This is a genomic window from Legionella nigrisilvae, from assembly GCF_977063395.2.
Genome location: NZ_CDRUGZ020000043.1, coordinates 1 through 13,149 on the forward strand (window position 1 = coordinate 1; position 13,149 = coordinate 13,149).

The following is a 13,149-nucleotide window of genomic DNA, read 5'->3' on the forward strand; positions in this document are numbered from 1 at the left end:
GAGCTTGCTTCAATATCGACAGGATTTGGCTGTCACTAAATTTTGATTTCTTCATGCAGAATCTCCTTGCACATACATTACGAGAAAATTCTACTTTTGGCATCAACTATTTTGTGGGCGGATTACCGTCTCACTAGTGTTAATTCCTTTTGTGATGCAATTGAGGAGTTCCTATTTTATAAAGATAAGAAAGAATCTTCCCCTTATACTGAAAAAGAAATGGAAGCATTTCCCTCCGAAGAATTAACCAAAAGTAACTTTAGGGAAAATCTTTCCACCATTCAATCGCCAGGAGAATACGAGGAAAAAATTCGACTAGCAGGGTGTGAGATTAGAATACAGTGTGATAAAACATGGTTGCAAAATACCCCAAAAAAGGTTTCATACGATGACAACGACTTACCCAGTAAAACCAAATACTGCGGTTTCTTTAAAAGAAGCGATGAATCCAGTGCAACTAAACAGGAAATAACAGCTGTTCAATGCTTTAATCCAAACTAATTTAAGAAGACCAAGAAGCGCGACGAAGCATTTGGACGCGCTTCAGTGCGTCGCGAAGCGATGAGGAGCAAACAAAGTAAGCGACGAAGCTATCCTTCCCTTGAATTTCTTATCATACACCGAATCATCCAATCTCTTAAATAATTCGGTGTTACTGGAAAACATTTCCACCCAAGTAGCGACAGTTAAGGAAATCTTCTAACAAGAAAAGTTAAAAACCGTTGCTACACTATACGGTATGTGGCGATCTTTAAAAGTTTCTGTGAACGCAGATTGCGCCTGGCTCCCCGTACAGTGTCCTGTAATAACATAATCCGGGTTAAGGCTGGATAAATCAGCAACAGTTGGATCAATCCTTGGTTCAAAGGTTGGTCCTGCTAAGTGAAATCCACCCATGACGAGATAAATTTTATTTAACGCGGTGAGTTTAATAGCATGCCGGCAGGTATTTACCACTCCGGGGTGTAGCACCAGCTCAAAAGAGTTTACCCGAACATTTAGCAAATCATCCTCTTTTGCCACTAGTCCAAAGTAGTGACTCAAACACTTTTATGGGTGAACTCATAGGTAGAGCGGCCTTAGTTGCTCAATCAATTGATTTTACAGAGTTTCAGATTGAGAACCCTGAAGTTTTAGATGACAATGAGTTACATCATGAACGACACACTATAGAAACACATGATGGAGTACAATTAGATACACTCCAAATAAATCATTCATCTCAAGAAGAACTTCCTTCTCAATATCGAACCTATATTATTAACTTTAATTGTAATTTTAAAGCCTATGAGCAAAATATAGGAGAAATGCAGAATAATGCCCGTGAATTAAAAACAAATGTTATTGGCTTCAATTATCGTAGTGTTAGTCTAAGCAATGGACGTGCGAGTTCAATACGCCATCTTATAACTGATGGTATTGCACAAGTACAGCGTCTATTAGATCAAGGAGTGCCACCAGAAAATATTACTTTGAATGGTCTTTCTATTGGTGGTGCAGTCTCTACCATTGTTGCGTGGTATTTTCATCAATTGGATTACAAAGTTAATTTATTTAATGATCGCTCTTTTTCTTCAACCGAAAAACTAGTTTTGAGTCATCTTGAGGCAACTAATAAATCCTTATTCGCAGCGGTTGTAAATCCCGTAATTAAAGCAGTCGCCCCTACTCTTCTGCATTGGGCAGATTGGGAAGTTAATGCCTATCAAGCTTTTAAAGAAATTCCAGCTGAATATAAAGAGTATATGTTGATTCGTACACATAAAACTCAACGAACAGAAGAAACCAAAGATGATCACGCGATTCCTTTTAATGGTTCCCTGCATGCTGCTTTAAAAATGCTTCGCGTAATAAAAAAAGAACGAGATGGATACTCAAATTGGATTCCCTATAACGAAACAGTTTTTTGCGGCACAACAAGCGATGGAAAAAGAAAAAGCTAGAGAAAGAAAAATGTATACCCCTATTGATATTGTTGATAATAGTGCTCATACCCTATCAAAAAAGATTTTAGTTAATTATTCAGGTAATTCAGCGGATGTCTTTTTCAAAAATTTTGTTCATAAGACTTATGATGACCATGGAGTTAAATCTGAAGAAAACTTAGTTGCCTCACTTACACAATGAAGACCTTTTCTTCGCCGAACTAGTCCAATGATCTGGCGCCGTTTTCGCGTGCCAGAACTACATCATGAGCTTATTTGCATTAGGACTTGTTGACAATCTCTTCATATTATCCAGACTATTATAGCTGGAATTTCTCCTTTCTTTGAACAATTAATTAAATTACAAATTTATTTGAAAAATTTAACTAATTGTTTAAAGTAAGCCCAGTTAATGTTAAGATAGTCTTCATTTTCTTACCCTTTTGCTGTATATAAGTGAACAATTTTCATAGCATGATGTTCCAGAAACCTAGAAGGACTTTCAAAACCTTATATCGCAATGGGGGCAAAGCCAGGGAAAAGCTTATAGATATTTAAAAAATGGGAAAGGTCGGAAAGTAAGTGTTCGACTTCTACCATAACATTTCGAAGCAAGGAATCAAATAATGCAAACAGGTACAGTAAAGCGTTTTAATAAAATTAAGGGTTATGGTTTCATTACACCCGATGCAGAAGATAAAGAGGTGTTTGTTCATTTTACTGAAGTTCAGACCGATGGTTACAAAGAATTAATCGAAGGGCAACGCGTTCGTTATACCTTGGCCGAGGGTAAGCGAGGCGAATATGCCAAACAAGTTGAAATCATGTAGTAAAGTAAATGCCTAGATTAAGGTTGTTCACATGTTAGAAGTAAGAAGCCTTGGGATGGATTTTGGAAAAAAATCCCTATTTCAAAATGTTGATTTGATTTTATTGTCGACTAAGCGTTATGGCATAGTTGGAGCAAATGGGACAGGAAAATCTACGTTTTTAAAAATTTTAGCGGGTGAAGAATCCTCGACCAGTGGCAGTGTTGAAAAGGCGAAGAGTCTGAATGTGGGAATATTGAAGCAAGATCACTTTCGATATGAAGACGATTCGCTTCTTGATGTGGTGATTCAAGGAAATGCGATCTTATGGGATGCACTCACCGAAAAGAATAAAATCTATGCCAGTGAGCACTTTAGCGAAGAGGACGGCTATCGCGTAAGTGAGCTTGAAGAGCTTATCATGCAACAAGGAGGCTATGAGGCGGAATCCACTGCCAAAAATTTATTACTTGGTTTAGGCATCGCAGAAAAATTCCATAATGGCCCACTAAGCGCCTTATCTGGCGGTTATAAGCTGCGTGTTTTGCTGGCGCAAGTTTTGTATCAAAATCCGGATATCATGCTGCTCGACGAGCCGACTAACCACTTGGATATTTTATCGATAGCATGGCTTGAGTCATTCTTAAAAACGTCTTTTACAGGGTTGCTCATTTTCATTTCGCATGACCGTGGTTTCCTCAACAACGTGTCAACCAATATTTTAGATATTGATTACGATACCATTCAAAATTACCATGGTGATTATGATCAATTTGTTGCCGCTAAAGAAGAAAGACTTATCCTGAAAAAAAGTGAATTAAAAAATCAACAAAAGAAAATTGATGAAATGCAATCCTTCGTCGATCGATTTGGTGCAAAGGCAAGTAAAGCTACTCAAGCAGCGTCACGTCAAAAAATGATTGATCGCATCGAATTGGTTGAGATAAAAGATTCTAATATTTTTAAACCGTATTTTAATTTTCAACAACAAAAACCGTCTGGTAAATCAGTTATTAAAGTTGATAATATTCATAAACAATTTAACGAAAGAATTTTATTAAAAGAGGTCGCGTTTCATGTTAATCGCGGCGATAAATGCGCGATTATTGGCCCTAATGGCATCGGTAAATCGACCTTATTAAAAATTTTATTGCGTGAACTTCAACCGGATCAAGGTTGTTTTGAATGGAGCGATACCGTTAAAGTTGGGTATTTTTCGCAGGACTATAGAGTGCAGTTGGAGCCGACTCAAACTGTGTTGGAGTGGATGGAAGAGCAGGTTGTCGCCACATCTCAGGAGATCAGGAAAATATTAGGGCAGGTTTTATTTCGCGGCTCAGACGTTGATAAGAAGATTGGGCTGCTAAGTGGTGGCGAATCGGCAAGATTAGTTATGGCCAAATTGATTTTAGAAAAAAACAACGTTCTTATTCTTGATGAGCCAACCAATCACCTCGATCTTGAATCAATTGACGCATTAGTAGAGTCCATTCAAGCTTTTCCCGGTGCTGTGTTATTCGTAAGCCACAATCGCCATTTTATTGACAGCATCTCAACCCGGGTCCTTGTCTTAACCGAGCGATATGGGGCTCAAAATTACCTGGGAAATTATAAAGATTATCTTGATCATTTTGGAACAGACTATCTCGCAACAGCATAAGTCAAAATCATTATAGCTAGCGTAGCATCCTTAGAAAAGTAAAGTAACATTTAACTCGGGAGTCATCTTTATTAGTGACATTCATTTTAGGTTGCTCTTTCCCAAATTCAATAATGAAATATAAATTTTACTAGGACATAAATGAATGCATTAATAAGATTTTATTTAAAAATTTTTATTTATAAAGAAAAACCCCAAAACTCACCCTATTCTCCATTTTTATTATTTATTTCTACCTTTATTACTTTTATTTTAAGTTACTTAGTAATTTATTGCATCGATTTGTACGCTCCTGTTTTATTTTTTGCATTAGTAGTAACTCCTATTGGAAGAATTGCAAATGAAACTTTATTTCTGCTTCCATTTATAACTATTATATACACTATAATTATTTGTATAACTTTTCATATAAAAAGAAAAATGGTTCAAATGTTAACCTGTCTTTTAATGAGTATAAATATTACCTATATTATATTATTTGCATTGTTTTTTTTCTTACAGTTTTTAATTACATTCACTCTTAACTTTACTTCCACTTCTATAGGATTAATTTCTATGAGTGTTTTTATTCAATATCTTGGAATTAGTCATGTTATTAACATAATCTATAAAATATATAATGAAGCTTTAGGCTCGAGATTGAATGCGATTTGTGTTGTAGTGGGGTGGGTTTGTTTAGCATTTCTTATTCCTTTGTCTTTGCATTAGTTTTTGTAATACTGAGCCTGTTGTAGCACATAAGTTTATTCCAAGCCTCTTCGGCGAAGTGGTGATACCAGGATCGCACTCTACGGCACAGATTACGGACAAGGAGCGCATTCTCGGACAGGTTTGCTCTGGACAAAATTTATTCCTGTAAAAATGGTTAACGACTGAAGATTAACTCCTCAATTTTGGGATATTTGCGTAAATCGCAACAAGAAAGATACATTATTTGAAAAATTCTGAATAAAAATAATACATATAATTTACCATCAACTAAAAAGCCTGTAGCAAATTTGTAACATAGTTTAATATAACTTCCCTGTCGTTTTAGGCAGTATGCAAAATTCGTAGTATAGCAAGTTACTGAACTCCATACTCTCTTTCCTGCAAAGTTAAGTAGATGGTGTAACTACTAATCCTATAATTTTATACTAGGGGTTTGGAATACATGATATCCTTTTTTGATTCCGGTCTTCTTCTCTTCTTATTAAAGCTTCAATTTCTTTTTTCTTTTCTATAGGCCCATTCATCCCAAAAAAGGATAATACCTGAGGTATAACAGAGTATTGGCTATAACTCATGGAGTTTTCCTGTTTTTTAATAACCATGTTAGCTAATCGACTATTTTCAGCAATCATAATTTTACGGGCATCAAAAACTTCAGGTAAATTAAACGCAATTTTTGTGATGTGAAATAGTAGTTCAATAGGTAGTGTGGGCCGTTCATTATCAGTGTTTTGCAACTTATCATTCTCATCAATGTATAATCCAGTAGAAAGTTGTCGCACTGCCTGTAAAAGCCAAATTTGGAGACCTTGTGTCGCTGCTAATAGCTTTTCTGCTTGTAAAGGTTCAAGTTGATAATCAACTATGCAAGAACGCAGGTTTTGAAGATATCCCCATCCTTCGTTTCCTATACATTGATATTTTAATCCTAAATACTTAGGCTCTATTCCTTCCAACGAAAATTGAATCTTACCTAAAAAGTATTCTGTAACAAAATAATTAGATTCCAACAAAAAGGCGGTCTGTTCTAAATATTGTTCATCGTAGCTAATTTGATCGAATAGATCTTCAGATAACCTATTTACTAATGCAGAAATTTTATTAGAAGGATGGAGATATTCACGCATCATTGTATACATATCACGATTATAACTTCGAACAAATCCTCTCGTAATATTATAAAGTAGTACAGATATTTTATCCTCATCATTTTCTTTGCTAAATAGTAAATCTACTAATTCTTCCTGCCCACCCCAAGCAGCACACAGGACTGCGTGATGTCTATTAGCATTAAATTTTTCAATTAAAAGCATCACTGCGTCTTGTTTTCCCTGCTTCGCTAAATAACCTACCGGTAAATAATTACCGTGTGGGAACTCTATGCCCTGTCTAGAATTTAATTCCCTTAATCCTTCCTCATCCTTCAGTTCTGCTAAGTGACAAATTTTTTCAAATAACGTACCTTCAATGCTGGGTTCAAAAAATTCTTCAACTTTTTCTTTCATAGTTATCTCGTATTTATAAATGTGAATTCAACGTTCAGTTCTCCATTTTTTCCTTAAGGAGAAGAAGATTAATCGCCATACCTGATTTGTCTTTAAAAAAGGGGCAATAATTATATAATATGCTCATCTTTTAACTTGCTCTTAATGATTCCTTTGTCGATACATCGCCCTTAAGAGAAACAGGGTTGTTACATGACGCCAGCAAAAGAATTACCCCTTGTGATTGAAAAATCACTCTTGTTTCATCATAATTTTGAATGAGTTTTACTATCATTTGATCAAACAGCTCTATGATGTTTCCAGAGGTTTTATGTATTGATACCTATCGACTGAATGCTCCCTCGATACAGAAATTAAATTGATACTAGAGTTCATTTAATCATTTGTTTGTATGCAAAAAACTTATCATGATCTTCAGAGTCAGCATAATTCTTCCAAAACTATTTTTGTATCCATACTGTTCTATGTGTATAGAATAACAATCAACTCAAAGAGAATATTTTCCAAAATAGTGCAACAATTATCTTTTGGAGTTATTTCTTTGAAAGTATTTAGGCCTTCTCTCCACTCTTCAAACACAACTTCCGTATCTTGTATTATTTCATCTTGTGTTGGCATACTAATAATTGTTCTTTAAATTTCTATTAAAGAGTATGTTGATCCAATCTCTTAAATAATTCGGTGTTACTGGAAAACATTTCCACCCAATAGCGACAGTTAAGGAAATCTTCTAACAAGAAAAGTTAAAAACCGTTGCTACACTATACGGTATGTGGCGATCTTTAAAAGTTTCTGTGAACGCAGATTGCGCCTGGCTTCCCGTACAGTGTCCTGTAATAACATAATCCGGATTAAGGCTGGATAAATCAGCAACCGTTGGATCAATCCTTGGTTCAAAAGTTGGTCCTGCTAAGTGAAATCCACCCATGACGAGATAAATTTTATTTAACGCGGTGAGTTTAATAGCATGCCGGCAGGTATTTACCACTCCGGGGTGTCCACACCCCGTAAAAACACATAGTCCTTTATTTTTGAGATTAAAGATAACTGCACGTTCTTCTATGACAAGAGGTTCGGGCTGCCATTGATCATTTAATTTTCTCATTTCACCTGGCGCCCCTTTTTCATAATCATTTTTTCTAGGGACCTCGCCACTGATTAAAGCAAGGTTATCCATAATATACATGGGATCTCTACTTTCAATAATTTTACCCCCATATTTTTCAATGTCCTTTTTAGTAATTAAATAACTTTCAACAACCCGGTCATCTTTCACATCAAAAGCTCTGGGAGTAAATAAATCAGGATGAACATAGACAGGAATATCTTTTTTTCCAATGGCATCTAATGCCTTAATGAGCCCTCCATAATGATCGGAATGCCCATGTGAAATAAAGACAGCATCCACTTCCTTAATGTTAACACCCAATCGTTCAACGTTTTCAAGAAATAAGTTGCCATCAGGACCCGCATCGAAAAGTAAGGTATATTTTTTATTATCGACCGATAATTTGATTAAAAGTGATAAACCGGAACAAGCACGGCAAAGATCAGAACTGGAAAATTTTCGGCGTTTCCTTACTTCGAATTGATATTGGTATTCATTCCACCGAATTTCTTCATGGCTTTTGGTAAATATATCTGAGACATTATCCATCAATACGATTACTTGAATGTTAGATACCTCATTTAAATGGTCTGCCATGATCAAACTCCTTTCTGAATTACATATATAATTATATACGGATTTTCGTCGAGGAATTTTAATTTCATGCTCTCATTACCCAGAAAATCTGGATTGAGTTTGATATCCTATTCATCCATTTAGAATTGATTTTCTGTATACTGCCATAGGAACAACACTAAAACCCATGATTATTCGATAGAAACGCTGAATCAAGCCTGTAGGTTTTCATTTTACCTCTCAAACTGCAGGCTGGTATTCTGGAGAGGTAAAAATTTTTTCTTGATTTGTTTTTGGACTAGCCCCTGATAGTTGCCTATTTTCGAAGGAGTATCACCCAATAACTCCCTTAACCTGCCCCATAACTAATCATAAAGATAAATCAGCCCGCGCGACCGATAATCCAATTGATATTTTCCTCTAGGAAATCTGAATTATACTTAAATAAAGTTTACTATCCAACTTGGAGAAAATTTATGAACTCAAAGGTAGAAGAAGAAAAAAAAGCTGCAAAAGAAAGATATGAAGGACTCCTAGCCGCGCTCGAGGTCGAAAACACGAAGAGAATACATCAGAATTTATTATTTGAAATGCGCCCTAGTAAAATGCTATTTGAAAAAATGTATGAACAGAATCAGGTTAACCCGCTACATATTGAATTTATATCAAAAAACTCAGGCGCTAAATTTACTATAGAGAATAAATTTTTTCCTCATGGATGGATTACTACTTGCCCAGAAAATGCGACTAAAGAAGAACTGGACTGTATAAGGGATGTGGTGTTAGAAACAATTGCTCATCCTAAAAATGCATGTGAAGGTTACCAACCTAAACTTTTAGCCTTCTTTCCTGATGATACTCCTGAAGAAGAAATTTTTGAATTCGTTAAAGCAGCTAAAGAAAAAGGCATTGAAGTAAATTTATTTATTGGCAAAAGGTCAGAGTTTGACAAAATAAACCAGGATCATTCGCAAAAAACAAAAGAAGTCATTGAATCCGGAAATCTAGATAAACTCCCTGGATGGGATGGTTTTATGCGCGAGATTAGCAAGAGTCAAGGAGGAAAAGTAGGTGCAGAACTGCTAAACAAATATCACTCCGAACAGACAAGCTTATTCAGGCCATCGTCAAGTTAACGATGAGAATAAGAATGAACAATTTCTCGAGTTTTAGGCGCAAGGATGCTCAAGAGCAGCATGGTTCCAAATTTGATTTGCACTTTGTAAAGTTATAAAAAAACCACTTATCATTCATATGAATGATGAAATAATAAAGATAATCAAAGAGCGTCATTGTAGTAAATGAAACTGTGGAGCACCCGCATTAATGACTCATTATACATACCCAGAGGGCTACATACCAGAGAGAAAAGTTGAGTTTGAATTGCCAGGACTCCAGCTTTAGAAACTAGGAATGCGTATTGAAGGATATGCAGCCGTTGCTTGGAAGGTGCTGGAAAAATTTTTCTCAAATACCCTAAGATACATTTGAAATTAGCTTTGTGTAATCAAAACCGCTTAAAACCAAAACTTCCTCGATTGAATGGAAGGCAGAATTACACTGCGAAATAAGATTCGTTCAATTGAGCACGAAATGAATATTGCTTTAATGATGGGAATTTCTTATAGTCCAGTGAAGAAGATTCTTAATGGATTTTTGAAATATGGCTGAGAAAATCTATTGGGTTTATATTTTGCTCTGTAGCAACCAAAGTTATTACACAGGATACACTGATAACCTCGAAAAACGTTTTCAGGATCATCTCACAGGTAGAGGTGGTAAATATACACGGAGCTTTAAACCTATCTCAATTGCTCAATGCTGGAAGATAAAAAGTGATAAATCAATTGCAATGCGGATAGAACGTTATATAAAAAAACTTTCTAAAGCACAAAAGCAACAACTTGTACTTAACCCTTATTCAGATACCTTAATAAACATTTTAACAAATTATTTTTAACCGATTAATTAAAAGCGACCTTTGTCGCTTCTAATTTCTCCTCCATTTTCCACAAGGTGGGTCTACTTATGTTGGGTCAAGAAAATTAATTAGGTTATAGCCTAAATTTATACATATGAATATTTAATAAAAGATGCATTTTGTTAATTATTGTTATTTTTAATGGAATTTAAAGATTTAATTTATTATTGAGTTTCTGAGTTTTTGTTCCCTCAGGTAGGTTTGATGAGTGCATCAATGCAACGATCTGCTCAACTTCTTCCTGTGATTTTTTAATGACAATGGGTAATTCTTTTGCTGGTGTCATGTAGCAACCCTGTTTTTCTTAATGACTCAATGCTTTTTTGCTGCAAAGTCACAATCCAACACGATGACAAATGGCTCATTTGATGGCTACAGGCGGTATTTTATCAATCCCTTAGAGTATTCCCGAGTCGGGCGGTAGTCTAGAGGAAAGGACTGAATTCTATCGTTTTGTTACAAGTTGATACTTCAATAAAATTTTCTATAGCTTGTTTTAAAATCATTAACGTCTCATCTTCTTTTTCAATGGATAAACTCCAATGATCATCTGAAGCATTGTTATATAAATTAATCCATTTCTTTGAGAATAAAATTTTGCTATTTGGGAAAAGTGCTTCATTAACTTTAGTTAAAAAATCATAATCTAACCATGCTGAACGAGTACCGTAAATTTCAAAAGTAACTTTTTTTACTAACTCATCAAAAAAGGATTTGTCTATAGAAGAGAGATATTTTTTAACTAATTTAAAGCTATCCTCGTCATTCATTTCAAAAATTGAAGTTCTACTCAGAAACAAATACTTTTTAATTTTATCAGCCAGATTCTGTAAAGCTTCAGAATTAAGATATGGATTATTAGGAATAAAATACCAATCAGCAGCTAACAGGGTATTTTTAACAAGATTATTTAACCAATCGCTTTTCAAGAAATTTTTTTTCATCGCTTCAGTCATAGTTGAAAAAAAATCAAAACAGGATGTTTTTCCGCTTATCATTTGATTAATTTGGTCATTTAAAATATCTACATTTTTTTGAGATTTAAGACTTTTATCCTGAAGCTGACTTAAAATTTCTCCTAATACTTCTGAGTTATTAATTTCTTTTAATAATTCAGGTTCAGTTTTAGATTTGATAACTAAATACAGGAGGGAGATGAGGATGATGTGAAAACCGCAATTACCTGGCCCTTTACAAGGTGAAACAATTATCATAAGGAAGCCTCATTCATTATTTTGTCAAACTGGAATTATTTTGAGCAGTAACTATACTAAAAAGTATAGAATATTCCAAGAGCAAGACCAAAGTAATTGAAAAATATTATTTGGATACAGTTTTTAATACTGATCTAAAGTAATACTAGAGGTAAGGTGTAATATGTTTAGAAAAAAATTTTTTATTCCCCCTTCGACTTCCCCAAAAGAACGCCATAAAATCGATAACTGGTTTGACGCTGTTTCCAAAATTGCTTTAGAAGGTAAAGAAACAGGGGTAGCTAGCACCCGAAAGTCAGGTATAGTTCAATCAGATACGGTCTCCGTTAGTAAGGAGCAATTAGCAGTAATTAAATATCTATGGGATAACGTTGTTCAGAATATTAATTTGGGTGGTGTAGATAAAAAACAATTTTGGAACTTGTTCTTAACAAGTGATATGAAAGAGATAAGTAAACATGAAGTTGAACCAACCGGATTAATACCATGGTATAAAGGGCCTTTATATTTATTAACCCTACTCTATTTCATGAATGTAGACCTTTCCCCTTTTTTCAAAGAAATGGGTATAGATGAAAGACAATATGAGAATATATATAAAGAATTTAATGTGGTTGCTGGAAAATATTCATATTGTATCAATGAATTATCAAAAGAGTTAGCTCAGACCTTGACTAAAATGCAAGAAGAATTACGTGATATAAAAGTAAGTTTCGATGGAGAGTCGCAAGAAACACTGGCTAAAATTAATCAAAAATATTTCGAATTATTGAGTGAAATTCGGGGTGTTTATATTCCTGAAGAAATAAAAAAGGAATATTTACAAAAAAGTAATGCAGAAAATCATTTTGTCCCTTCATATTCAGTATTTGGTGAGCATAAACCTAACCCTAAAAGTTCATTTGAAGACCTTATGAATAATATCCGAACTTTAAACTCTAAAAATGTTGAACCTTTAGTAAGTGTCAATTTAAGCGATTCTCTTTTTGGAGAAGAAGAAGATTACAAAGATTTATTGAGTTCAGTTGGCAAGATATTGGAAAAAGAGAACGGTACTTATTTTATACCAATGGATCTCAATGAGAATGGAAAAAAGCATTTGGCTTTATTAAGAGTTAATATCAAGAATAGTGAAATCCAGTTGGTTGAGTACATTGATCCAATGAGCAATTCATCATTGCCGGGTAAATTTCCGTCAATCCCAGATGAGATTAAGTATTTCATTTCACGGAATCACTCCCTCCCAGCATTTACTACAAAGTATGGCAAGAGTTCATCGATTGAACTAGTGGCTGAAGCAAAATTTGTGTTAGATCATATTGAAAAAGGTTTAACAAATTCTGTTGAACCACCAGCAAGTACTTTTGGGCCTAACTGAAATATTATTCATCCAATGGTGTCATCTCATTGATTATCTCTACCCAGATTTAATCTGATCTCAACTTATCTGTAATTATTTTTTTTGTCTTGAAGTTTGAATTCAAAGTACCTTTCGACAAAAACTGATTAGAGTATGCTGATTACGCTCTAGACTGTAACGAATCAATACCGCATTAAAATCAGAACCTTCTCTGACTGCTATGTTTTTTAGACGTGCACGAACAGACTCACCAATATTTTTTGTCATTGAATACAATTCTCCTCTCTCTAACAAGATTCA

Annotated in this window: 15 protein-coding genes; 9 read left to right on the forward strand and 6 right to left on the reverse strand. The window is 34.7% G+C overall.

The features are described from left to right. Positions 1–96 precede the first annotated feature (96 nt). Positions 97–501 carry a hypothetical protein gene (locus ACWTE2_RS30465; RefSeq protein WP_454785702.1) on the forward strand — a complete coding sequence of 135 codons (405 nt, stop codon included), beginning with the start codon at positions 97–99 and terminating at the stop codon, positions 499–501. Between the two features lie 198 nt (positions 502–699). On the opposite strand, the gene ACWTE2_RS30470 is transcribed toward ACWTE2_RS30465, so the two are convergent. Next, positions 700–1,044, reverse strand: coding sequence for an MBL fold metallo-hydrolase (locus tag ACWTE2_RS30470; RefSeq protein WP_454785703.1), 345 nt, complete (start codon positions 1,042–1,044; stop codon positions 700–702). 8 nt (positions 1,045–1,052) lie between these two features. Between ACWTE2_RS30470 and ACWTE2_RS30475 the strand changes: the two genes are divergently transcribed. The 5 genes from ACWTE2_RS30475 (at position 1,053) to ACWTE2_RS30495 (ending at position 5,102) form a co-directional block, all read left to right on the forward strand. Continuing rightward, a complete protein-coding gene (locus ACWTE2_RS30475; RefSeq protein WP_454785704.1) occupies positions 1,053–1,943 on the forward strand; it encodes a hypothetical protein in 891 nt (296 codons plus the stop codon). Then, entirely contained in the window at positions 1,924–2,127 is a 204-nt protein-coding gene (locus tag ACWTE2_RS30480) for a hypothetical protein (RefSeq protein WP_454785705.1), read from the forward strand. The genes ACWTE2_RS30475 and ACWTE2_RS30480 overlap by 20 nt, the downstream gene beginning before the upstream one ends. Before the next feature lie 424 nt (positions 2,128–2,551). Next, positions 2,552–2,755, forward strand: coding sequence for a cold-shock protein (locus ACWTE2_RS30485; RefSeq protein ID WP_454785706.1), 204 nt, complete (start codon positions 2,552–2,554; stop codon positions 2,753–2,755). A gap of 55 nt (positions 2,756–2,810) precedes the next feature. Then, a complete protein-coding gene (locus ACWTE2_RS30490) occupies positions 2,811–4,394 on the forward strand; it encodes an ABC-F family ATP-binding cassette domain-containing protein (protein WP_454785707.1) in 1,584 nt (527 codons plus the stop codon). A 141-nt stretch (positions 4,395–4,535) separates the two neighbouring features. After that, positions 4,536–5,102 (forward strand): hypothetical protein, encoded by a 567-nt coding sequence (locus ACWTE2_RS30495; RefSeq protein ID WP_454785708.1) that lies wholly within the window; start codon positions 4,536–4,538, stop codon positions 5,100–5,102. A 428-nt stretch (positions 5,103–5,530) separates the two neighbouring features. Here the strand turns inward: ACWTE2_RS30495 and ACWTE2_RS30500 are convergent, their stop codons facing one another. Both ACWTE2_RS30500 and ACWTE2_RS30505 read right to left on the reverse strand, forming a co-directional pair. Continuing rightward, positions 5,531–6,610 (reverse strand): hypothetical protein, encoded by a 1,080-nt coding sequence (locus ACWTE2_RS30500; RefSeq protein ID WP_454785709.1) that lies wholly within the window; start codon positions 6,608–6,610, stop codon positions 5,531–5,533. A 730-nt stretch (positions 6,611–7,340) separates the two neighbouring features. Further along, positions 7,341–8,315 (reverse strand): MBL fold metallo-hydrolase, encoded by a 975-nt coding sequence (locus tag ACWTE2_RS30505; protein WP_454785710.1) that lies wholly within the window; start codon positions 8,313–8,315, stop codon positions 7,341–7,343. 455 nt (positions 8,316–8,770) lie between these two features. Between ACWTE2_RS30505 and ACWTE2_RS30510 the strand changes: the two genes are divergently transcribed. Both ACWTE2_RS30510 and ACWTE2_RS30515 read left to right on the forward strand, forming a co-directional pair. Beyond that, entirely contained in the window at positions 8,771–9,430 is a 660-nt protein-coding gene (locus ACWTE2_RS30510; RefSeq protein ID WP_454785711.1) for a hypothetical protein, read from the forward strand. Positions 9,431–9,957: 527 nt separating this feature from the next. Then, positions 9,958–10,254, forward strand: coding sequence for a GIY-YIG nuclease family protein (locus ACWTE2_RS30515; RefSeq protein ID WP_454785712.1), 297 nt, complete (start codon positions 9,958–9,960; stop codon positions 10,252–10,254). A gap of 169 nt (positions 10,255–10,423) precedes the next feature. Here the strand turns inward: ACWTE2_RS30515 and ACWTE2_RS30520 are convergent, their stop codons facing one another. Further along, positions 10,424–10,561: a hypothetical protein gene (locus tag ACWTE2_RS30520; RefSeq protein ID WP_454785713.1), complete on the reverse strand. Its 138-nt coding sequence runs from the start codon at positions 10,559–10,561 to the stop codon at positions 10,424–10,426. A gap of 139 nt (positions 10,562–10,700) precedes the next feature. Beyond that, positions 10,701–11,489 carry a hypothetical protein gene (locus ACWTE2_RS30525; protein WP_454785714.1) on the reverse strand — a complete coding sequence of 263 codons (789 nt, stop codon included), beginning with the start codon at positions 11,487–11,489 and terminating at the stop codon, positions 10,701–10,703. 163 nt (positions 11,490–11,652) lie between these two features. Here ACWTE2_RS30525 and ACWTE2_RS30530 point away from each other — a divergent pair, with 163 nt between their 5' ends. Beyond that, positions 11,653–12,867, forward strand: a complete 1,215-nt coding sequence (locus ACWTE2_RS30530; protein WP_454785715.1) for a hypothetical protein — start codon at positions 11,653–11,655, stop codon at positions 12,865–12,867. Between the two features lie 102 nt (positions 12,868–12,969). Here ACWTE2_RS30530 and ACWTE2_RS30535 read toward each other — a convergent pair whose 3' ends face one another. Then, positions 12,970–13,116 carry a hypothetical protein gene (locus ACWTE2_RS30535; protein WP_454785716.1) on the reverse strand — a complete coding sequence of 49 codons (147 nt, stop codon included), beginning with the start codon at positions 13,114–13,116 and terminating at the stop codon, positions 12,970–12,972. Positions 13,117–13,149 lie beyond the last annotated feature (33 nt).

Bases quoted from the DNA above. Each gene is read 5' to 3' on its own strand.
- ACWTE2_RS30535 (WP_454785716.1), bottom strand. From the start codon at position 13,116: ATGACAAAAAATATTGGTGAGTCTGTTCGTGCACGTCTAAAAAACATA.
- ACWTE2_RS30500 (WP_454785709.1), bottom strand. From the start codon at position 6,610: ATGAAAGAAAAAGTTGAAGAATTTTTTGAACCCAGCATTGAAGGTACG.
- ACWTE2_RS30515 (WP_454785712.1), top strand. From the start codon at position 9,958: ATGGCTGAGAAAATCTATTGGGTTTATATTTTGCTCTGTAGCAACCAA.
- ACWTE2_RS30475 (WP_454785704.1), top strand. From the start codon at position 1,053: ATGGGTGAACTCATAGGTAGAGCGGCCTTAGTTGCTCAATCAATTGAT.
- ACWTE2_RS30495 (WP_454785708.1), top strand. From the start codon at position 4,536: ATGAATGCATTAATAAGATTTTATTTAAAAATTTTTATTTATAAAGAA.
- ACWTE2_RS30480 (WP_454785705.1), top strand. From the start codon at position 1,924: ATGGAAAAAGAAAAAGCTAGAGAAAGAAAAATGTATACCCCTATTGAT.
- ACWTE2_RS30520 (WP_454785713.1), bottom strand. From the start codon at position 10,561: ATGACACCAGCAAAAGAATTACCCATTGTCATTAAAAAATCACAGGAA.
- ACWTE2_RS30505 (WP_454785710.1), bottom strand. From the start codon at position 8,315: ATGGCAGACCATTTAAATGAGGTATCTAACATTCAAGTAATCGTATTG.
- ACWTE2_RS30510 (WP_454785711.1), top strand. From the start codon at position 8,771: ATGAACTCAAAGGTAGAAGAAGAAAAAAAAGCTGCAAAAGAAAGATAT.
- ACWTE2_RS30485 (WP_454785706.1), top strand. From the start codon at position 2,552: ATGCAAACAGGTACAGTAAAGCGTTTTAATAAAATTAAGGGTTATGGT.
- ACWTE2_RS30530 (WP_454785715.1), top strand. From the start codon at position 11,653: ATGTTTAGAAAAAAATTTTTTATTCCCCCTTCGACTTCCCCAAAAGAA.
- ACWTE2_RS30490 (WP_454785707.1), top strand. From the start codon at position 2,811: ATGGATTTTGGAAAAAAATCCCTATTTCAAAATGTTGATTTGATTTTA.
- ACWTE2_RS30525 (WP_454785714.1), bottom strand. From the start codon at position 11,489: ATGATAATTGTTTCACCTTGTAAAGGGCCAGGTAATTGCGGTTTTCAC.